15 protein-coding genes are annotated in these 23,452 nt (G+C 34.8%); 13 read left to right on the forward strand and 2 right to left on the reverse strand.

Translation table 11 applies throughout. From position 1 onward, the window contains the following. Positions 1–3: 3 nt before the first annotated feature. Positions 4–819 (forward strand): DUF6492 family protein, encoded by an 816-nt coding sequence (locus B5X64_RS12935; RefSeq protein WP_079465652.1) that lies wholly within the window; start codon positions 4–6, stop codon positions 817–819. Then, complete coding sequence (locus B5X64_RS12940; RefSeq protein ID WP_123921049.1) at positions 816–1,715, forward strand: glycosyltransferase family 2 protein; 900 nt, start codon at positions 816–818, stop codon at positions 1,713–1,715. The genes B5X64_RS12935 and B5X64_RS12940 overlap by 4 nt, the downstream gene beginning before the upstream one ends. 98 nt (positions 1,716–1,813) lie before the next feature. Here B5X64_RS12940 and B5X64_RS12945 read toward each other — a convergent pair whose 3' ends face one another. Then, positions 1,814–2,158, reverse strand: a complete 345-nt coding sequence (locus B5X64_RS12945; protein WP_066674759.1) for a phosphomannose isomerase type II C-terminal cupin domain — start codon at positions 2,156–2,158, stop codon at positions 1,814–1,816. A gap of 120 nt (positions 2,159–2,278) precedes the next feature. On the opposite strand from B5X64_RS12945, the gene gltX reads away from it, so the two are divergent. Together gltX and B5X64_RS12955 are read left to right on the forward strand one after the other, a co-directional pair. Next, positions 2,279–3,787: a glutamate--tRNA ligase gene (gene gltX, locus B5X64_RS12950; protein ID WP_079465654.1), complete on the forward strand. Its 1,509-nt coding sequence runs from the start codon at positions 2,279–2,281 to the stop codon at positions 3,785–3,787. A gap of 47 nt (positions 3,788–3,834) precedes the next feature. After that, on the forward strand, positions 3,835–4,791 hold the full coding sequence (locus B5X64_RS12955; RefSeq protein WP_079465655.1) for an acetyl-CoA carboxylase carboxyltransferase subunit alpha: 957 nt from the start codon (positions 3,835–3,837) through the stop codon (positions 4,789–4,791). Between the two features lie 39 nt (positions 4,792–4,830). Here the strand turns inward: B5X64_RS12955 and B5X64_RS12960 are convergent, their stop codons facing one another. Beyond that, entirely contained in the window at positions 4,831–5,532 is a 702-nt protein-coding gene (locus B5X64_RS12960) for a DUF6759 domain-containing protein (RefSeq protein WP_079465656.1), read from the reverse strand. Positions 5,533–5,670: 138 nt separating this feature from the next. Between B5X64_RS12960 and tsf the strand changes: the two genes are divergently transcribed. The 9 genes from tsf to B5X64_RS13005 all read left to right on the forward strand — a co-directional run bounded on the left by tsf (position 5,671) and on the right by B5X64_RS13005 (position 23,432). After that, a complete protein-coding gene (gene tsf, locus B5X64_RS12965; protein ID WP_079465657.1) occupies positions 5,671–6,495 on the forward strand; it encodes a translation elongation factor Ts in 825 nt (274 codons plus the stop codon). A gap of 203 nt (positions 6,496–6,698) precedes the next feature. After that, positions 6,699–10,601, forward strand: coding sequence for a T9SS type B sorting domain-containing protein (locus B5X64_RS12970; protein ID WP_079465658.1), 3,903 nt, complete (start codon positions 6,699–6,701; stop codon positions 10,599–10,601). A gap of 80 nt (positions 10,602–10,681) precedes the next feature. Continuing rightward, positions 10,682–13,741, forward strand: coding sequence for a T9SS type B sorting domain-containing protein (locus B5X64_RS12975; RefSeq protein ID WP_079465659.1), 3,060 nt, complete (start codon positions 10,682–10,684; stop codon positions 13,739–13,741). A 142-nt stretch (positions 13,742–13,883) separates the two neighbouring features. Continuing rightward, positions 13,884–16,721 (forward strand): T9SS type B sorting domain-containing protein, encoded by a 2,838-nt coding sequence (locus tag B5X64_RS12980; protein ID WP_079465660.1) that lies wholly within the window; start codon positions 13,884–13,886, stop codon positions 16,719–16,721. A 113-nt stretch (positions 16,722–16,834) separates the two neighbouring features. Beyond that, a complete protein-coding gene (locus tag B5X64_RS12985; RefSeq protein WP_079465661.1) occupies positions 16,835–20,254 on the forward strand; it encodes a T9SS type B sorting domain-containing protein in 3,420 nt (1,139 codons plus the stop codon). A 135-nt stretch (positions 20,255–20,389) separates the two neighbouring features. Continuing rightward, a complete protein-coding gene (locus B5X64_RS12990; RefSeq protein ID WP_079465662.1) occupies positions 20,390–21,178 on the forward strand; it encodes a hypothetical protein in 789 nt (262 codons plus the stop codon). 152 nt (positions 21,179–21,330) lie between these two features. After that, positions 21,331–22,107 (forward strand): DUF6759 domain-containing protein, encoded by a 777-nt coding sequence (locus B5X64_RS12995; RefSeq protein WP_079465663.1) that lies wholly within the window; start codon positions 21,331–21,333, stop codon positions 22,105–22,107. Positions 22,108–22,193: 86 nt separating this feature from the next. Beyond that, positions 22,194–22,871, forward strand: a complete 678-nt coding sequence (trmB, locus tag B5X64_RS13000) for a tRNA (guanosine(46)-N7)-methyltransferase TrmB (protein ID WP_079465664.1) — start codon at positions 22,194–22,196, stop codon at positions 22,869–22,871. Between the two features lie 105 nt (positions 22,872–22,976). Further along, positions 22,977–23,432, forward strand: coding sequence for a DUF6759 domain-containing protein (locus B5X64_RS13005; protein ID WP_079465698.1), 456 nt, complete (start codon positions 22,977–22,979; stop codon positions 23,430–23,432). Positions 23,433–23,452: the final 20 nt, after the last annotated feature.

Genomic DNA, 23,452 nt, shown 5'->3' on the forward strand with positions numbered 1-23,452 from the left:
ATTATGCATTCACTTATTTTATTCATTAAAACATATAAACCCGATTTTGAAAGGGTAAAAAAGCTTCTTTCATCAATAGAAAAGCATAATAAAGACAATATTCCTGTCGTTATATCTGTCAATGACAATGATTTTGATTTTTTTAAAGAAAATATTAAAAATTATAATATTATTAAAGATTCAGATATCATTACGGCTGACAGTTCTGATGGATGGAGATATCAACAAATCATAAAAGCTCACGTTTATAAGTTGAACCTTTGCAAAAATTATTTGTGTATCGATTCTGATTCAGAATTTATTACGGATTTTTATTATTCAGACTTTCTATATGATGAAAATACGCCTTACACGATCATGCATGAATCTAAACCCTTTTTGGAAACAATGGAAAACATTGGATTAGATTCTGAAAACATTTTCTTTAAAGAAGCATTACGAGCAACTCGCCCATTGTTTGGGAACAAAGGAAAAGAATGGGATTACGGCCCGTCTCCGTATCTTTGGAGCTGTAAAGTTTGGGAACATTTTGTAGAAGTTTATTTAAAAAATGAAAATAAAACTTTTTTAGATTTTTTCCAGGAAATAGATAAAGTAACGCCACCATCGGAATGTGTGATATACGGAGAATATCTTCTTAAGACTAAACTTATAGATTTGTATCCTATAGAAGGTTTTTTTAAAGTATATCATTACGAAAAACAATATCAGCTTGAAAAAAAATTCCATGATATTGAGAAATTTAAAAAAGTATATTTAGGCATTATTTTCCAAAGTAATTGGGAGATAAAAAAGAAAAAATTCTTATTATTCAAATGAAAATATCAATAGTAACAGCATATTACAACAGAAAAAAACTTTTTGACACTACCCTTTTAAGTATTTCAAAACAAATTGAAAATCATAGATTAGATATTGAAGTAATTGCTGTAGATGACGGTAGTGATGAAGACGAAAGATTAGAAGAACTTACCAATAAGTATCCATTTTTAAAAATCATCAGATTAGAAAAAAAAGACAAATGGTACTCTAATTCTTGTATTCCTTTTAACATAGGATTTAAAGAAGCAAAAGGAGATATTATCATATTACAGAATCCTGAATGTACTCATCATGGAGACATTTTAAAGTATACCTTAGAAAATATCACTAATGAAAACTATATAAGTTTTGCATGTTTTTCTCTCGGTATAGAGAGCACAAATAATATTGAAACTTTTCTGAATGATTCTGAAAAGCTGAATGAACTTATGCAAAAAAATAATGTAGGCTACATCGGAGACGGATTAGACTGTTGGTACAATCACCCCGTTATAAATCCTAAGGGATATCATTTTTGTGCGGCTGTTACAAAAGAAAACTTATACGATTTGGGAGGATTTGACGAAAGGTTTGCAAAAGGAATTGCATTTGATGATAACGAATTTTTATACAGAGTAAATTTAAAAGGTCTTGAAATACAAATTGTGGAAGCCCCAATTGTACTTCATCAAAATCATTATTCTAAAATATCTTATACCACAGATAAAAATCTTTTAGATGATGAAACCTATCAACAAAGATTACAATTAGCCGAAAAAAATAGAATCTTATTCGAATTGGTTACAAAATCTGAAAAACCATGGCGGGTTAATTACTTTTTTGAAACTGAAAAGCACAAGACCGAAAAAAAATTATTAGAAAAAATAAAATTTAAAGTAAAGAAACTTTTTTAAACTTTACTTCAATAAGAAGTTTGAAATAATAAAGCCAAAAATAAAATAATATTTGTTTTATTTTTGGCTTTATTTATTAGTAAGAATTAATAATTCAATTAGCTTCTATCATACTCATCATCCAACCTCACAATATCATCTTCCCCAAAGTAAGTTCCTGTCTGTACTTCGATGAAGACAACTGGTTTTTCTGAAAGGTTCATGATTCTATGCTTAGCTCCTAAAGGGATGAAAATACTTTCGCCATAAGACAGTTTTATTTCTTTATCATCCAAAATAATAGTAGCATCACCTTCAATAATCGTCCATTGCTCTTGTCTTTTGTGGTGATATTGATATGATAACTTTTGCCCTGGATTTACCTCAATTCTTTTCAGTTTATAATTAGGTTCGTCTGCCAAAACATAATATTTCCCCCAAGGTCTTTCACCAATTTCTAACATATTCTTTGAATTCTAAATTTATACAAATGTATATATTAAGATTAAAAAACCCAATATAGAAAACATTAAACATCATTAAAATATTTAATTTTAAGTAAATTTGCAGAAATTTTATTTAAAATGGAGAAAGTAAGAGTCCGTTTTGCACCAAGTCCTACAGGACCTTTGCATTTGGGAGGCGTAAGAACCGCATTATATGATTATCTTTTTGCTAAAAATCAAGGTGGTGAATTTGTATTGAGAATAGAAGATACAGATACCGCAAGATATGTTGAGGGCGCTGAAGAATACATTGAAGAAGCTTTGGAATGGTGCGGAATCATACCAGATGAAAGCCCTAAAAAAGGCGGAAAATTTGCTCCATACAGACAATCTGAAAGAAGAGATATTTACGATAAATATACAGAGCAGATCCTAAAAACAGATTATGCTTATATCGCTTTCGACACAGCAGAAGAATTAGATGCTATCCGTGCCGAATATGAAGCTAAAGGTGATGTTTTCTCTTATGACAATAAAACCAGAAACCGTTTAAGAAACAGTCTTGCACTTTCTGAAGAGGAAGTTCAGCAATTGTTGGAGGCAAAAACACCTTACGTTGTAAGATTCAAAATGCCTGTTGACAGAACTTTAGGCTTGGTCGACATTATCCGTGGAAACACTTCAGTAAACACAGATATTTTAGATGATAAAGTTTTGGTAAAAAACGATGGAATGCCAACTTACCACTTCGCCAACATCATCGACGACCATGAGATGGAAATTTCTCACGTTATCCGTGGTGAAGAATGGTTACCTTCTTTAGGTTTACACACTTTATTATATGAAGCAATGGGTTGGGAAGCGCCTCAGTTTGCTCACCTTTCTTTAATTCTAAAACCAGAAGGAAAAGGAAAATTAAGCAAAAGAGATGGTGATAAATTCGGATTCCCGGTATTCCCGTTGAATTTCACAGACCCTGCAACAGGACACGTGTCTAAAGGATACAGAGAAAGTGGATATTTGCCTGAAGCATTCATCAATATGGTCGCACTTTTAGGTTGGTCTCCTGCAGATGATAAAGAAATTTTGACTTTGGATGAAATGGTGAAAGAATTTGATTTGCATAAAGTTCATAAAGCTGGCGCAAGATTCAGCAAAGAAAAATCTGAGTGGTTTAATCATCAGTATATTCAAAAAACGTCTGATGAAGAATTGATGAATATTCTTAAAAATTCAGATTTAAATTTAAATATGGCTGATGAAAAATTATTAAAGATTATTCATCTGATGAAAGAGAGAGCAACTTTCCCGAAAGATATTTACGAAAACGGAAAGTTTTTCTTTGAAGCACCAACTTCTTACGATGAGAAAGCTTCAAAAAAAGCTTGGAATGACGAAACGTCAAATCTTTTGACTGAATTTGCTGAAAATTTACAATCAATCAATGATTTCACATCAGAAAATATCAAACAGAATTTACACGATTTTGCTGAAAACAAAGGCTTGGGAATGGGTAAAGTAATGATGCCTCTTCGTTTAGCTTTGGTAGGAGAACTGAAAGGACCAGATGTTCCGGATATTTTGGAACTCATTGGAAAAGAGGAAAGTGTCGCTAGAATAAGCAATGCTGTAAATAATTTTAAATAGGTTTTCATAATTTTTCATACATTTGAAAGATTTAATTTACTTCAAGAATGGAATATTTAAGTTTCGAACTTCCTATAAAAGAGCTGATGGATCAATATCAAACATGTTCTTTAGTAGGAGAAGAAAGTGGTGTTGATGTAAAATTAGCATGCAGCCAGATCGAAGACAAGATCAGGGATACAAAAAAAGAGATCTACGGAAATCTTACCCCTTGGCAAAGAGTACAGTTATCGCGTCATCCGGATCGTCCATATACTTTAGATTACATCAAAGGTATGGTAGATAAAGGAAGCTTCCTGGAGCTTCACGGTGACAGAAACTTTGCAGATGATCCTGCATTGATTGGTGGTTTGGCTACACTTGATGGTCAAAGAATCATGATTTTGGGAACTCAAAAAGGAAGAACAACCAAAGAAAGACAATACAGAAGATTCGGAATGCCAAATCCTGAAGGATACAGAAAAGCTTTAAGACTAATGAAGCTTGCTGAAAAATTCAGAATTCCTGTAGTTACTTTGGTAGACACACCTGGAGCTTATCCTGGTTTGGAAGCTGAAGAAAGAGGACAAGGTGAAGCAATTGCGAGAAATATTTTCGAAATGACAATGCTTAAAACGCCTATTTTCACTTATATTATCGGTGAAGGAGCAAGTGGTGGAGCATTGGGAATTGGTGTTGGTAACAAAGTATATATGCTAGAAAACACTTGGTACACCGTGATTGCACCAGAAAGTTGTTCTTCAATTCTTTGGAGAAACTGGGATCATAAAGAAGATGCTGCAAATGCATTAAATCTTACTCCCGCAGATGCATTGAGAGAAAAATTCATCGACGGAATTGTAGAAGAGCCACTTGGTGGAGCTCATTATGATCCTGAAGTTGCTTATTTAAATTTAAAAGCTTCTATTTTACAGAATATAAAAGCTTTCTCTAAATTTACAGGTAAGGAACTTGAAACACACAGACAAGACAAGTTTATTGCGATGGGGCAATTTAAAGGATAAAAAAAGCGGTTAAGAAAATTCTTAACCGCTTTTTTATTTTTACTCAGCTACATTAAGCTGAATCTCGATATCTTTATTTATTTTCTTTAAAGAAGAATATTTGGCATCGCAAACTGAGGTTGTTAAAACATAATCGCCTTTTTCGACCATTATAAAGTTTTGTCCGCTAGCAGGAACATCAAGATTATAATATTTTTTTCCGCTTATTTTTACGATCAATCTGCATTTTGATTTATTTCTGATATTGATGTAAGCTTCTTTATCACTTGGGTCATTATTAAAAAGATGCGTCAGGTAAGAAGCTGTTTTTTTTGCATCAGCACTTGGCTCAGATTTTTTACTAGAACTTCCCATCGAAGCATAAGAAACTGATCTTTCAGGTGTAGCTGTTTTATTAGAATTAGAAGCTATCGCTTTGCCTTTATTGAGCTCACTGTTGCTTACAATTTTTTCAATTTTATCTTTGCTGATTGGTTTTATTGTAGGCTTAGCTTCAATAGAGTTATCTGCCATGATGATGGTAATTAATTTTCTTTTGAGTTCATCATTTTTTTCGTGCCCCGGATTTTGTTTAATAAAACCTGCAATTATTCTTGCTTCTGCACTTGTCTGTGCTTCTTCCAGCGTATAAATAATTACAGTTTCCTTTTCTGCAACTACTTTAGACTTACTTTTTTTCTTTTTTTGAGAAAACCCCAAACTGAAAATGGATAGAAATAGGATTAAAAATATTTTGTTCATGGAATAAAAAATTATTAAATAAATACTATAACGTTAAAAGTCATTTTTTAGTTTATCATTAAAATCATTATCTTTGCCCTGCTCAAAAATAAACTATTAAAGTTAATTATAATTTTAAATAAAAAAATAATAAATATTATGTCTTATTCACCAGCTGCTGCAGACGTAGCAAAATTAAGAAACCAAACAGGTGCAGGTATGATGGACTGCAAGAAAGCTCTAGTTGAAGCAGAAGGAGACTTCGAAAAAGCAGTTGATATCCTTAGAAAAAAAGGACAGAAAGTTGCAGCTAACAGAGCAGACAGAGATTCTTCTGAAGGTGCTGTGATCGCTAGAGTAAACGAAGATAACACTTTAGGTGTTGTAATTTCTCTAAACTGTGAGACTGACTTTGTTGCTAAAAACGAAGCGTTCATCGAGCTAGCTTACGAAATTGCTGAAATGGCTATTTTTGCTGCTACTAAAGAAGAATTATTAGCTACAGACTTCCACGGAATGACTGTTGCTGAGAAATTAATCGAGCAAACTGGAGTTATCGGTGAGAAAATCGAGATCGGTGCATTCGAAAGAATTACAGGACCTTTCTTGGGAGCTTACATCCACGCTGGAAACAAAATCGCTGCAATCACTTCACTTTCTGCTAAAGTAGACGGTGCTGATGAGGCTGCTAAATCTGTTTCTATGCAAGCTGCTGCAATGAACCCTATTGCTCTTGACGAAACTTCTGTTTCTCAGGAAACGATTGACAAAGAATTGGAAATCGAAAGACACAAACTTACTGAAGAAGGTAAGCCTGCAAACATTATCGACAATATCTTGAAAGGTAAAATGCAGAGATTCTACAAAGACAATACTTTGGTACACCAAGATTTCATCAAAGACAGCTCTATTTCTGTTGCTGATTATGTGAAATCTGTAAATGGAGACCTTAAAGTAACAGGATTTGTAAGAGTTAGCTTATAATAACTTTTTCAAGTTTTAAAATATTAATCCCGATGAATTTTTCATCGGGATTTTTTTGTCTATTATATTCACATTAGAATATTAACAATACATGAAGTTAATTTTAAGTTTTCCACATTTTCAGAAATATCAAAAAAGTGTTAAAAAAATACTCTAAAAAATTGATTATTAATACTTAGATTTGTCGCCCCTTAAATTTAGGCATGAAAAAATATCTACTACTTATTTGCACATTTTATTGTTTATTATTCAATGCTCAGCTAGACACCGAGCACTGGTTTGCTCCGATGTCTGCAAAAGCAGGAACGGGCGGTCTTGAAGGATATTTATATTTATCTACCAATGAAACTATACCTTTTTCCGTACAAATCTTCAACAATAATACCTTATTTACCACGGTACAGGTAAGTAAAAATAATCCGACACAGGTAATTATCCCTAATAACTTTTTGATTGCGTCTTCACAAAGCCAGTTGTTTACTCCGAATAACATGGGATTGAATGTAAAAGGTTCAAAAAAATTCTTTGCCAATTACCGATTTGCAATGTCGAATCATGCTGAGATTCTTACTTCAAAAGGTGCGGCTGGTTTAGGAACAATATTTTATGCCGGAGTAGCTCCTATTTCGGGATCCGAAGACCACATGAATTCTACAATTGGAGTGATAGCGACCGAAGACAACACGGTCGTTACGATTTCCGGTTACAATCCGAGTATTACTTTTTCAGACGGAATATCTTCACCTACAAGAACATTTACACTTAATAAAGGTAAATCTTATATTTTAGATGTCGTAAGTTCTTGGTCTAATATCAACAAAACAGGACTAGTAGGAGCAAAAATTGTTGCTACAAAAGCAATTTCTGTAACAAACGGAAATTTTAATGCTGCCTATACTAATCAAAATTACACCAACAATGATATTTTGATGGATCAGGCAGTTCCTGTAGATCGTTTAGGAAAAGATTTCGTTGTTGTAAAAGGAAACGGTAGCGTGACTTCTCAAATGGAAACAGCTTTGATTATTGCTACAGAAAATAATACACAGATTACGTTTAACGGAACCGGAGCTACAACAACTCTTAATGAAGGACAATACTATTTAGTACCTAGTGCACGATACCAAAACCAAGGAAATGGTCATTATAACATGAATATTTCTGCAACTAAAAACGTATATGTTTATCAACTTCTTTCGGGTGCTACCAATGGAAATGAGTATGCTTCCGGAGGAATGAATTTCATCCCGCCGTTAAGTTGTTTTATGCCTAATAAAATAGACGAAATAGGATTTATCAACAGAATTGGAGGACAAACTTTTGCTACAAGATTAAATATTATTACGCAAGCCGGAGCAACGGTAACTTTAAACGGAGGTAATATTGCAGCAGGAAACGGACCTTATCCTGTAACAGGAAACCCTAACTGGGTAAGCTACTCTATCCAAAATGTGACAGGTAATGTGACATTAAACTCTACCAAAGCAATGACTGCAGGAATTGCTGCCGGAAGTGGCGCTGTAGGATATGGTGGATATTTTGCAGGATTCTCATCAGTTCCGGCAATTACAAAAACCGGTGACTGCTACGCAGGAATTCTTTTACAGGTTGATAATAATTACGATGGTTACCAATGGTATTTAAATGGTGTTGCAATTCCAGGCGCAACTTCTTTTTCCATTAATCCTGAACCGTATGGAGCAGGAGCTTATACTTGTTCGGTAACTAAGAACAATTGTGAAACAAAATTGACGACGATATATAATTATACACTTTGTCCGCCAATTTCAACAACAACTTTTACAATCGGCTCTTGTAACACGAAAGTGATTACTCCGGTATTTACTAGTTCTACACAAACCATTGTTCCATCATTAACTTCTATTATTTCTCAGCCAACGAACGGTACTGCAACAGTAAACCCAACCACTGGACAAATTACTTACACCCCAAATACGGCGACTGCAAATACTACAGACCAGTTTATTTATTATATTCAAGGAAATGGAAACCCTTTTGCCTTTGAATATTTTAAAATTATTATTAATACCAATGTTCTTCAGGTCAACAATGCCTCAATAAGCATTTGTAATAGCGTTGCAGGAAATGGAACCTATAATCTAACGACTGCAAATGTTACATCAGCTGCTGGAGCCAACATTACTTATTTTACCAATGTAAATTTAACAGGCCAAATTACTGATCCAACAAATTATACAGGATCTGCAGGAATTATTTATGCCAATGTAACTTCTACTTACGGATGTTCTAAAGTTGCACAGATTACACTGATAATGAATCCAGCTCCAAACATTAATACAAGCATTTATAATGCAGAATTTTGTATTGACAACTCTTCTGGAGCTATCAACATCAATTTTGCAACAGTTACTCCTCAAATTGTTACCAATTCAGGGAATTTTATTGTAAAATATTATTTAAATCAAACTGATGCAACCGCAGGAAATAACAATACATTACCAACTAACTGGAACTACACTTCAAATACAACAGTTTATGTAAGAGCTGAAAGCACCAATGGATGTCCTCCCGCATTTGGACAAATTAATTTTGTTATTAAAAACAAAGTTCCTTTGCTAACTCCAACGCACGTATTAGAAATTTGCGATACAGATATGAATGGCTCTGAAACAGTGAATCTAAATAATTATAAAAACATTTTCACCACAGATCCTGCAACTAACGTTACTTCCCACAATAGTTTAGCAGATGCACAATCTGGCGCAAACGTAATCCCTGCAACACAAACAATCAATAACGGAGCAACGGGAACTTTTTATTTAAGATTTACAAATGCAACACAGTGTTTTAGTACAGCTAATTTATCTATTAAAGTAAATGCTGTTCCTAATATCAATATTGCGAATTTTAATGGTAATCTTTGTGATGATAATTTTGACGGAATTGTGAATGTAAATTTCTTTACTATTACTCCGCAAATTGTAACCAACTCTGCAAATTTTACGGTAAGATATTATTTAAGTCAGGCTGATGCTAATGCAGGTAATACTAACACACTTCCAACAAACTGGACATATACCTCAGCAACAACTGTTTACATACGAGTAGATGGTACAAGTACAGTTTGTCCGACTGCTTTTGGACAGATTAATTTTACTGTAGGTAATAAAATCACCTTACTGGCTACGAATTTTACTGCTGAAATTTGTGATAATGATTTAAACGGTTCGCAAAGTGTTAATCTAAATGATTATAAAAATCAGTTTACTACAGATCCTTCTGTGACGCTTACTTACCACGCAACATTGGCAGATGCACAATCAGGAATCAACGGATTAGCAGTAAACCAAATCATTACCACTGCTGTTACATTTTATATTAGATTCACGAGTAATAATGGGTGTCCAAATACAGCAGCTTTAAAAATCAGCTTAAGGTCTCCAAAAAAATCTGAAGTTTTGAAAGACCAGATTATTTGTTTAAATGACAAAGCTGTTTTAAATGCCGGAGATAGCTTTACATCTTATTTATGGAGCACGGGAGCAACCACCTCAACCATTACAGTTGGGATAGGAACTTACTACGTGGATTTGAGTTTTAATGGTTGTACCTACAGACAAACTGTAAGCGTAACTGCAGCACAAGCTCCTACTATTACAAGTATTGTAGTTACAGGAACTACTGCAACTATTAATGTTACGGGAGGCACTGCACCTTATCAATATTCTTTAAATGGTTCTGATTATCAAAATTCTAATGTATTTACAGGTTTAACGAGAGGCCCATACAAAGCATATGTAATCGGAAGAGATGGATGCCTGCCTGTTATCAAAGATTTTTTAATTTTAAATTTAATAAACACCATTACTCCAAACGGGGACGGAAGAAATGACATGTTAGATTATTCAGATTTAAAAATAAAAGAGCAGGTAAGCATTGAAGTTGTTGACCGATATGGAGCAGCCGTTTATAAATCTTCGGGCAACAATTACAAATGGGATGGAAAATCTAATGGAAGAAATCTATCAACAGGGACATATTGGTATATTCTTAAGTGGATTGAGCCCGATACAAAATTACAAGTTTCTCATTCTGGATGGTTATTAATAAAGAATCGAGAGTAAATATTAAATTTTGTTTATGATTTATTAACAATATATTAAATATTATTTTAATTTTGTACAAATACTAATTCCATATTTATATGAAAAAATTTCTACTCAGCTTAGTATTAATACTCAGCATGTTTACATCTCTGTTTGCACAGAGAGATACAGAACATTGGATCGCACCCTATTATGCTACCGCTGGAGGGTACACAAATAAATTATATTTGTCTACCGACAATGCAACACCTTTTGCAGTCACTGTCTATAGCAATAATGCAGTTATAGGAACGGTAACAATTAGCAAAAACACCCCAATGACCTTCGACATTCCGGTCACTACAATCTCAGCTAATCTTGCTGCGGATGCATTTAATGTTATTACTAAAGGAGTGTATCTACAAGGAAGTAAACCATTCTACTGTACGCTAAGAATGGGACAGTTCTCACATGGAGAAATTGTTACCAGTAAAGGTAAAGCAGGCCTTGGAAAGGAGTTTTACGTAGCTAATACTCCATCTCTTGCAACATTTAATAACTTTACAGCGGGAGTTTTAGCAACAGAAAACAATACAGTAGTTACAGTAACCTGGAATGGTAGCGTCACATTTTTTGGAGCACCTACAAACCCAGCACCAACAAACACCCATACTTTCACTTTAAATAAAGGGCAATCTTTTATTTTTGCAGGAAATACCTCAGGAACAGCACCTTTTATGGGAGCTAAAATTGTTTCAGATAAACCGATTACATTAACCAACGGAAACGTTAACGGAAATTTCGGAGATACAGGAACTGCGGGCGGATCTGATGCCATTTTAGACCAATCTGTTCCCGTAGAAAGACTAGGTAGTACTTTTGCAATGGTGAGAACTAAATCTACCACCTCAGATTTAGAAGGTGGAATTGTAATCGCTACAGAAAATAATACAGATATATTTTTAAATGGTGTGGGAGCCGCAGTTGCCACTATCAATCAAGGGCAATGGTATAGAATTCCGGGAAGTGCTTATCAATTACAAGGAACTAATAACCATTACAATATGTTGGTTACAACTTCCAAAAATGCATATTTATATCAGTTGGTTTCTGTAAACGATAATAGTGCAACTTGTGGGTTTAACTATATTCCCCCATTGAACTGTTTTTTACCTAGAAAAATCGATGAAATTGGAAAAATCAACGAAATGCCTGGTTATACCGGTACGATTAATCTAAAATTAAATATCTTAACAGAAGCAGGAGCTACAGTATTAGTAAACAATGTCCCTCCAACTCCAGCACAAGGGCCTTATCCTCTCACAGGAAATACAACATGGGTAACCTATGCTATTGAAGGAATACCAGACAATTTAACCATTACATCGACCAAAGCCGTTACGGCAGGTATTAACGGTGGATATGAAACAGCTGGATACGGTGGATATTTTGCAGGATTCTCTTCAATTCCGGTAATTTCAAAACAGACGGGAGAATGTATTCCCGGAATTATTTTAGAAGTTGATGATGGTTATGACAGTTATCAATGGTTTTTGAACAACGTCGCAATTCCTGGAGCAACTGCTCACACAATAACTCCTGCGGTTGCCGGAAACTATACTGTTAAAGTAACGATGGGAACTTGTCCTCCAGTGACCACTCCAATATACAAAGTCTTTACTTGTTTGGGACAAACTACTCAAAATATTAATATTTGTGGTACAAAAGCAATTGTTCCTACATTTACAAGCTCAACTCAAATACCAGTACCAGGAACTGTGCAAATCGTTACACAGCCAGCCAATGGAACTGCAACACTTAATCCTGCTACAGGAGTAATTACTTATGTTCCAAACCCAGGATACTTAGGACCAGATAAGATTGTTTATAAATTCTGTGGTAATGCTACCGAATTTGTAGATTGTGAACAGATAACTTTAAACTTAAACGTAGTTCCTTTTGTACTTACAGACAGAACTATCTATGCTTGTCAATACGCAGGAAACGGATTTTTTGATTTAACTACCGCAAATGTTACTGACAATGTAGTACCAACAACAAAAAAATTCTATACTACTTTAGCAAACTTAGAAGCTAATACAAATCAAATTACTAATCCAACAAATTATTTCTCAGGTTTAGGTTCAGTATATGTAAGGGTTTTAACAGCTGAAGGATGTGTAGGAAATGCTAAAATTACTTTAGATTTCTTCCCTACTCCGGTAGTTAAAGAAGATACTTTAACAGAATGTTTCTTAGAAAACAACGAAACCAAAGGTAGATTTAATCTAGTGAGTGCTAATGTAACCGCTGAATCACCAGTTACAAAAAAATTCTATCCTACATGGGTAGATGCAAGCAATGGAACCAATGAAATTGTAGGGGTTGACACTTATATTTCTGGAAACGGATCAGTGTATGCAAGAGTTTTCAACTCACATGACTGCTATGCAATTGCTAAAATCAATCTGAAAGTGACTCCTCCAAAAAGATCACCGATATTGGTAGATAAATACATCTGTATTGACGACAGAACTACTTTAGATGCAGGTCCAGGATATCAATCTTACCGTTGGAGCACTGGTGCAACTACTCAATCAATAGTAGGAGTAGCAGTAGGTGATTACTGGGTAATTCTTCAGGATTCGGGATGCTCTGTGAAGCAGTTTGTAAGTGTAAAAAAAGCACAAGATCCTGTCATTACTTCAATTGAAATTTCTAATAATACAGCAACAGTAATTGTAAGCGGAGGAGTAGCACCGTACCAGTTCTCTGTAGACGGAGTAACCACTTGGCAAGATTCTAATGTCTTCACCAATCTTACGAGAGGGCAACATACATTCTATGTAAAAGATGCTTTCAACTGTAATCCTATTTCAGTGGAAGTTACTGTTCCTAATTTAGTCAATGCAATTACGCCTAACGGAGACAACGTAAATGACTACATAGATTACAGAGAGTTAGCTTATAAGGATAATCTTAATTTCGTAATTTATGACAGATATGGTAACAAAATATTCACAGGGGATAAATCTAATAATTACCGATGGGACGGAACCCATTCTAATAAAAAGATTGTTACCGGAACTTATTGGTACCACATCAGCTGGAATGAACCTAATGAAGCAAAAACTCCAATTAAATACACAGGTTGGATTTTAGTAAAAAATAGAGAATAAGAATCATTTTTTAATATCAAGCCACAACTTAACGGTTGTGGCTTTTTTTTACCTATTTCCTAATTATTTTATATTTTTCATGTTTTTTTTACAGTCCTTTTAAATTATTCTATTATTTTTGTAAAAATCCTAATTCTACATTATGAGAAAACTTTTACTCACTTTTTTATTAATGCTCTTTAGCAGCAATATACTTTTTGCTCAGAGAGATACAGACCATTGGTTTGCTCCCTATTTTGACAGTCAAAACAGCACGCCATACACTCACACCCTTTATTTATCTACAGATTCAGTCGCTCCTTTTGAAGTAAAAATCTTTAATAACAATACCCAGATAGGAGCAGTTACAATCAGTAAAAATAACCCACAATCATTTCCTCTACCACCACAGTTTATTTGGACAGATAATAACAGTATGGCATCTACTCCAGTCAATATGGGAGTTTATACCAAAGGTACCAAGCCTTATTTTGCATCATTAAGAGCTGCTATGGGTGCACATGGTGAAATTATCACATCAAAAGGTAAAGCAGGAATAGGAACAAAATTTTATGCAGCGGCGGCTCCTATCACAACCACATCTAGCACTCATAATTTCACAACCGGAATTATGGCAACCGAAGATGCTACGACAGTAACAGTTTCGGGATATGACGCAAATGTTCAGTTTGTAAATAATACAACCCCTCCACTTACATTAACGTTCAATTTAAATAAAGGACAGTCTTATATTTTAGCAGGACAAGCCGATGTTGTAGCTAATAGAGATGGTTTTATTGGATCAAAAATTGTTGCCACAAAACCAATTTCTGTAACTAATGGAAATGCAAATGCAATGTATGCTACAGGACAAACAAGTAACGGCTCCGATCTTATTATGGATCAATCTGTTCCAGTAGACCGTCTTGGAGACGAATTTGCAATGGTAAGAAGTTTATCTCCGATTCCTTCATTCAATACTGAAGGAGGTATCATTGTTGCAACCGAAAACAATACCGAAATTTACCTTAATGGAAATGGAACGCCAGTAGCAACGCTAGCTGAAGGAGACTATTATAGAATTCTAGAGAATAATTATGTACAGCAGGGTACAAGCGGGCACTACAACATGTATATAAAAGCAACTAAAAATATTTATTTATATCAATTAGTTGGAAGAACAGGTACAGAAACAGGAGGTTATAACTATATCCCCCCATTGAACTGCTTTTTGCCAAGAAAAATCGATGAGATTGGTAAAGTACAAGAAATGCCTGGTTCATCAGGAGCAATTGTTTTAAAGCTTAATATCCTTACCGAAGCAGGTGCTATTGTTACTTATTCCACTAATGGTGGTGCACCAATAACTCCTACTGCCGCACAAGGCCCATTCCCACTTACAGGAAACACCAACTGGGTAACGTATGCAATACAACCCATTACAGGAAACCTAACGATTACTTCTACAAAAGCAGTAACTGCAGGAATTAATGGAGGATATAATTCTGCAGGATATGGAGGATATTTTGCAGGTTTCTCTTCAATTCCGCTTATTGCAAGACAAACAGGAGAATGTATCCCTGGATTGATTTTAGAAGTAGATGACAGTTACGATACTTATCAGTGGTATAGAAACGATATTGCAATTCCTGGAGCCAATGGGAACACGTATACCCCACCTACCGCAGGAAATTACACCGTAAAAATTACAGTAGGAACTTGTCTGCCGGCAATTACTCCTGTATTTAAAGTATTCACTTGTCTTGAGAAAACTGCTAAGACTAAAACCGTGTGTGAAGGATATCTAAATATTGTTCCACAATTTACGACGTCTCCACAGCTATTTACACCAGGTAGCGTTCAAATTATTACACCACCAGCGAATGGTACTGCAATCATCAATCCTACAACAGGAGTGATAGGATATACTCCAAACAATGGTTTTGTAGGAACAGATACAATTGTTTATAAATTCTGCGGAAACGATCCTGAATTTGTAGATTGTGAAGAAATTACCCTTACACTGACTGTAACAGAAAGCCCTGTGGTAAATGATGCTACATTAAGAACTTGTTTCTTAGAAGAAAATATCGCAACAGGATTGTTTAATCTTACAAACGCTAACGTAACCGGTCAACTTGGAGTTACTAAAACATATTACCCTTCTTTAACTGATGCTAATAACCAAACGAATGAGATCTTGGTTCCTGATCATTATATTGCTCCAAATGGTGTAGTTTACATCAGAGTAACGAATGCAAACGGATGTTATCGTGTGGCAAAAGTAACCTTAGTGGTTTTAGCACCTGTAGAGTCAGCTATATTAGTTGATAAAATAATATGTATCGAAGACAAAACGGTATTAGATGCAGGACCAGGATTTGCATCATATCTATGGAGCACAGGAGCTACTACACAAACAATCTCAGATGTTGGAGTAGGAACTTACTGGGTAAAATTGAAAACAGGAGACTGTACGACAAAACAAGCGGTAAAAGTTTATGCTTCTGAACAGCCGGTTATTACAAACATTGAGGTTTCTAACACAAGTATTACGGTATATGTTACCGGAGGTGTTGGCCCTTACGAATATTCAATAAATAATATCAACTTTCAGTCTTCAAACGTATTTACAGATCTTCCTAGAGGTGATATTAAAGTTTACGTAAGAGACACATTCACTTGTGTACCGATTGAAGTAAGTATTACAATTCCGAATATTGTGAATGTAATCACTCCAAACTCAGACGGAATAAATGATATTTTAGACTACTCTGCTCTTGCTAATAAACCAAATCTGGTATTGAATATTTTTGACAGATATGGTAACAGAATTCATCAGGGCAATAAAGAGAATAACTATACTTGGGATGGCACGACCAACGATAAAAAGAAAGTTTCTACAGGAAACTATTGGTACAGCATCAGCTGGAATGAAAATAACAGAACCAAAACGCCAATTAAATTCTCAGGCTGGATCTTAGTGAAAAATAGAGAATAACCAATTTTCAAATCAAATATTATAAAAACCACGATATCAAATCGTGGTTTTTGTGTTTTTATAAAACTATTAACGTATTTTATTATTAAATTTGTAGTAAAATCAAGTCCAATATGAAGAAAATTCTATCTTTTTTTCTTATTTTTTATATATTCTCTACTTCATTCGCTCAATTGGATAGGGAACACTGGTTTGCTCCTATGGTAGATCGTACAGGAAACCCAAATCCTTATCAAAAACTTTATCTTTCTACCAACCGTACAACTCCATTTGTAGTTACTATATACAATAATAATGTTGTTATTGGAACCGTTACTATTAGCAAAAACAATCCGCAAAAATTTGATGTTCTTAGAGAATATATTATTACGACTCAGCAGACCGACCTTTTCACCCCTACTTCAAAAGGTTTATATCTAAAAGCCGACTTTCCTTTTTATGCCAATCTAAGATTTTCGGTTTTTAACCACGCAGAAATTATTACCTCAAAAGGTATTGCTTCCACCGGCACAACTTTTCATGTAGCTACCGCTCCCATTACAGTAAATAATGCCATTCTCAATTTTATGACAAGTGTTTTGGCAACTGAAGACAACACAACGGTCACCATCTCCGGTTACAAAAATACCGTACAGTTTTCAAACGGAACCTCGGGAGCTACGAACCCTACTCTGACATTTACATTAAATAAAGGACAATCTTACATAATTGATGGAATTGGAAATATTACCGGAAATTTTGACGGATTTATTGGTGCTAAAGTTGTAGCCACAAAACCTGTAAATATCACCAACGGAAACTTCAACGGACAATATGCAGGAAACAACCCTACAAGTTCTGATATTTTAATGGATCAGTCGATACCAGTAAGCCAGCTTGGGACTACTTTTGCCCTTGTAAAAGGTAACGGAAATATCGGCAGCAATATGGAAGGAGCATTGGTAATTGCTACTCAAGACAATACTGCAGTGTATGTAAATAATGAATTGACACCCGTTGCCAACCTGAATACCGGACAGTATTTTGTAATTCCAGATACGAAATATCAACTTCAAGGAACCTCCCACTATAACCTGTATATTGTAACAAGCAAAAATGCTTACGTTTATCAAATGCTCGCAGGAGCTGGTGCTACAGCAAATGAAGTGGCAACGGGTGGCTTTAATTTTATCCCTGCACTCAATTGCTATCTGCCAAAACAGATTGACGAAATAGGATTTATTAATGAAAATTTGGTACACACCACTGCTAATCCTGCAGGAATTCTTATAATCCCAACAAAACTAAATCTTATTACCGAAAGAGGCGCTACCGTTTTTGTAAATGGAACCCCTCCTCCTCCAGGAACCGGCCCTTTCGATATGACAGGAACAACCAACTGGGTAACTTATGGTATTCCCAATACAACAGGAACAATTACAGTAAATTCAACAAAAGCAATTACAGCAGGAATTACAGCAGGAAGTGATGCCGTAGGATATGGCGGTTTCTTTGCAGGATTCTCTACACAGCCAGTAATTTTAAAATCCGGCGGAGATTGTGTACCCGGGATTGTACTTACGGTAGACCCGATTATCTATGATTCTTATCAATGGTATGTTGGTGGAGTTCTTATTGTGGGAGCTACATCACCTACCTACACTCCTACCGGATCAGGAAATTATACATGTTCGGTAACGATGGGAACCTGTGCTCCATTGATTACAGCACCTTTCAAGGTTTTAAACTGTATGAAACAGTCGGCTGTCACTTATGATATCTGTGAGACAAAAGTTATCACACCTGTATTTACAACTTCTACACAAACTCCAGTTGCCTCAACAGTTGCCATTACCACCGCTCCCACTTTAGGAACCGCAACCATTAATACAACTACAGGAGTTATCACCTATACCGTAACCAATCCTTCTATTACAGGAACAGATACCCTTGTTTACACCTTCTGCGGGAATAATCCTAACTTTCCGGATTGCGAAACGGTTACAGTAACCCTTAATATTCGTCCGGTAACCGTAAATAATGCAATATTAAACGCTTGTAATATTAATGGTAACGGAACTTTTAATCTTACTTCAGCAATTGTTACCACAAACACACCGGTAACCATTACTTATTATCCATCTCTACTTGATGCACAAAACGAAAATTTAGCTGCATTAATAACTGTTCCCACTACCTATTCTGCTCCGAATGGAACTATCGTTTATGCTGTTGTAAAAAATACTACAGGTTGTAAAAGTATTGCACAGATTACTTTAAATTTATTTCCTTTAGCGATAGTAATTCCTGCAAATATGGGAAATCAATGTGATGAAAATATGGACGGAACTGTGAATATTGTGCTATCAGACATTACACAATTGATATTAAACAACCCTCTCTATTTTACCAATGTAAGATATTATGCACTTTTAGCAGATGCTAATTTAGGAAATGCCGCTACGCTTCCTAATAACTGGAGCTACAACACCAATACTACGATTTACATTCGCGTAGATTCTCCCGATGGATGTGCACCCGTGATTCAGCAGGTTAATTTTACCGTAGGTACAAAGCTTACTTTAATTAGAAATACGCTTACCACTACTTTTTGCGATGATGATTTAGATGGAATAAAACCAATGGATTTATCATTTTTCTTAAATCAGTTTACCATAGACCCTTTGGTAGCGGTTAGCTATCATACAACTCTTGCAGATGCCCAAAATGATGTTGCACCAATTAGTAGTGCTGTAACACTTACCGGATCTCATGTGTACTACATAAGATTTGAAAAAAGTGGCTTCTGTCCTGATGTAGCTACCTTAAGAATTACTCTTAAAACCCCTAAAAAATCTGACCTTTTATTAAATAAAGTAGTGTGCCCAAATACGACCACAACCTTAGACGCAGGCCCTGGTTTTGACGCCTATCTTTGGAGCACAGGAGATACAACGCCATCGATTTCTAATGTTCCTGCTGGTAACTATTGGGTTGAACTTACTTTTGATGGCTGCGTTTACAGACAATTTGTAAATGTTTCTGCCTCTACATTACCTGTAATTACATTAATCGATATTAACGGATCTACCGTAACAATCACGGTGAGCGGTGGTACACCTGCATATGAATATTCTTTAGACGGCTTTTTTTGGCAGCCGTCTAATGTATTTACTAATGTAAAAAGAGGAACTTACACAATCTATGTAAGAGATTCTCTGAATTGCGATATTGTGAAAAAAGACTTTGTCATCATTAATTTAATTAATACGATAACACCCAATGGTGATGGCAGAAATGACGAAATAGATTATTCCGCATTAATGGGCAAAGACAATCTTGAATTTAGAATTTTTGACCGTTACGGAGCCGAGCTTTTCCGTGGAACGCCTGATAATAAATTTACATGGGACGGAAACATGAAAGGAAGACCAGTTTCTACGGCAACTTATTGGTACTTCATAAGCTGGACAGAACTTGGCAATGTAACGAGTGTAAAATATTCAAGCTGGCTATTGGTGAAACACAGAAACAACAGTCTTTGGGATAAATAATTTAAATTTCAATCATAAAACTATTTTCTATAACATACATTAACAGTTTATTATAAAGTTTAATATAACTTTAACCACACCCTGACAAATCTCACATAAAAACTGACCTAATTCTTATGTAATTTTGCACGACATATGAAGAAACTTTTTTTAATTATATTACTGGTTTTTATAAGTAAGATGAATGCACAGAATTATTCTGGTGAAGTCTTTTTACGAGACAATTCCGTGCTTTACCTTAATCAGGTTTATGTCACCAATCTTACCACACTCAAAACAGTATTAACTACCTATAGCGGAGAATTCAATTTAAAAGCAGAGCCTGGAGATATTATTCGCTTTACATCTATCATTACCGAAAGAAAAGATGTAAAACTAACGCCACAAATGTTGACCACTAAAAATTTAGTTGAATTAAAAGTGGCATATTACGATATTCAGGAAGTTATAATCAGCAGATTCCGACCTACTGGAAATTTGAGATATGATATGAACTCTATCCGCAAAGAAGATAAAGCACTTGCCTTAAAAAAAGTCATTGGTCTTCCCGAGCCTAAGGGCGATGGTACTTCCCCCGTTCTTCCTGTTGCAGGGCTGAGAGACGGTGGCCTTACCTTTAGTTTAGAAAGTATATTTGATATTCTTTCCGGTGATCGTAAGAAAAAGCAGCGACTGGTGGCTTATGAAAGAATGAATAACTCTGTAACCAATATCAAAAACTACTTGGGTACTGATTATTTTACAAGGCTTAAAATTCCTGAAAATCTTATCGATAACTTTTTACAGTTTGTCTATACTTCCGAAAACATTGACGTATATGTACAAACAGGAAATTTTGAAGCTATAAAATTACCTATCGAAAAATATCTTCCAATTTATCAAAGAAGATTAAAAAATTCTCATCTTCAAGATATTGTAAAATAATATTGCAAAGAGTTTTCCAGTTAAAAAAAATCATAATACTTTAACCGGTAGTGCTTTTTTAAAATTTGTTTAATTTTAATAAAACCATAATTTAAAGCGAGTTTAAACAATTTAAAATTGATCCATACCGCATAACTAAAATTTATTATTCAATGAAAAAGTTATTTTTACTTTTTAGTACTTTACTATTTCTTACATTTTCGGCGCAGAACAAGGGTAAAGATTACAGTAACATTCTTAAAAGCAAGAATATTTATGAACTCAATGCCTTCCTGAGAGATGCCCATCCGGACGACCCTCGCCGATCTGTTTTGAAACCGAGAGTAATGGATTTTATGAAAGATTATATCAAAAATGCTCCACCGGGTGATAAAAAAGTACGCGAGATGCAAGAAAATCTTGCCAGGCTAAAAACTGGGCCGTCTACAAAAGTTTCTTTCGAAGAAATGAATGCGATGATCAAGCAGAAACAAATTTTAAAATACCAAAAGCAATTGCAGGTTGGGCAATCTGCGATTGCCTACACACCCAGTTCGGCAAAAAGTGTTTATGTAACCTCTGCTGGAGGTAAGAATACTAAGATAATTGCAGATACAGAAGCATCGGAATTCAATATGCTGATGGGAGAAAACCCTTTAGAGCATAAAAATAAAACCGTAAAAATCCTGAACTCTCTATTTGATAATGATCCGAATTCAAAAGAATGCATTGTAATGATTGAAAATAAGTCTGACTGTAATATTATCGTAAGAATTGAAGGGATAGGAAATACAAAATACAGACTTCCGGTTCCGGCTCACGGAGACAATTCTATCGTGGTAGAAAAAGGAGATTATTTATTCACAAGCATTGTTTGCGGAGCGCAATATGCCTCACAAAAAACAATTATGAAACCATTATTGGTTGCATTAGGAAGCTCATCAAAATAGATTCGGAAATCTGTTCCTTTTCAGTTTAATTAAAAATTTAAATGCTGCATAATTTTCGTAATTTTGCAGCATTTCATATATATTTCATGGGTAAAAACAAATTAAGAAGATTCGCTGAAAATAAAAAACTATCAAACGTTATTCAACCGACAAGAGATGAAGCTCTTACCGGTTTTCAACTTAAAGGAAACTGGAGAAAAGATTTCTTTAAAAACGACCAACCCATTGTTTTGGAATTAGGTTGTGGAAAAGGAGAATATACAGTAGGTCTTGCAAAAACTTTTACCGATAAAAACTTTATCGGGATAGATATTAAAGGGGCAAGATTCTGGTTTGGAGCCAAAGAAGCATCAGAAAACGGCATGAACAATGTTGGTTTTCTAAGATCTCAAATTGAATTGGTTGAGTATTATTTTGCAGAAAATGAAGTTGATGAAATTTGGATTACTTTCCCAGATCCGCAGATTAAATTTAAACGTACCAAGCATAGATTAACCCACCCTGATTTTCTTGAGAGATACAAGAAGTTTCTAAAACCTGGAGGAATTGTACATTTAAAAACCGATTCAGAATTTTTGCACGGTTATACTTTGGGCTATTTACAAGGTGCAGGCTACGAAATCATTTCTGCACATCACGACATCTACGGAGCTTTAGAATACGAGCCCAACACGCCTCATCTAAGAGACATCCGAACGTATTATGAAGAATTGTTTTCAGCAAAAGGAAAAACAATTACTTATATAAAGTTTAAAATTAATTAAATCAATATTGAAGCTGTAAATCATTTACGGCTTTTTTTTATGGCAATAAAGCAGGCTTTTCTGAGTTTAATAAAAAATCTAAATTTAAATCTCGAATACATAACTATGAAAAAGTTTCATCTCTTCTCTCTTCTTACTACCCTGTTTCTCAGTAGTTGCGGCACTGTCAACCAGAATACCAGACAACCTACGCGAAGACCTTTTCCAACACCCTCCAATATTGGAACAAAAACAAATTTTGCAGCACAAACAGAGAGAGAATATCAAGCTTTGCTAAAGACCTATAAACCCGAAACCACAGAAGTTTTAAATAGCCTGTTTAATGATTCATCAAACAGTCCGAATGTATCAATTACTGTAGAAAACCAGTCAAATTGTAATATGGTTTTAACAATCAGCAGCAAAAACTATTTCAAAAAAATTCCGATTGGTGCTCATAAAACGGGAGCTGTAATGGCTCCCAAAAATCAGAATTACAATTTGTCTGGAATGCTTTGCAACTCAGTTTATGAGAAAACAAAATTTATTACAAATTCTTTCAATATAAAATTATCAAATTAAACAACTAGAGCTATAATTGT

This window comes from Chryseobacterium balustinum, assembly GCF_900168205.1.
Classification (GTDB): Bacteria; Bacteroidota; Bacteroidia; order Flavobacteriales; family Weeksellaceae; genus Chryseobacterium; species Chryseobacterium balustinum.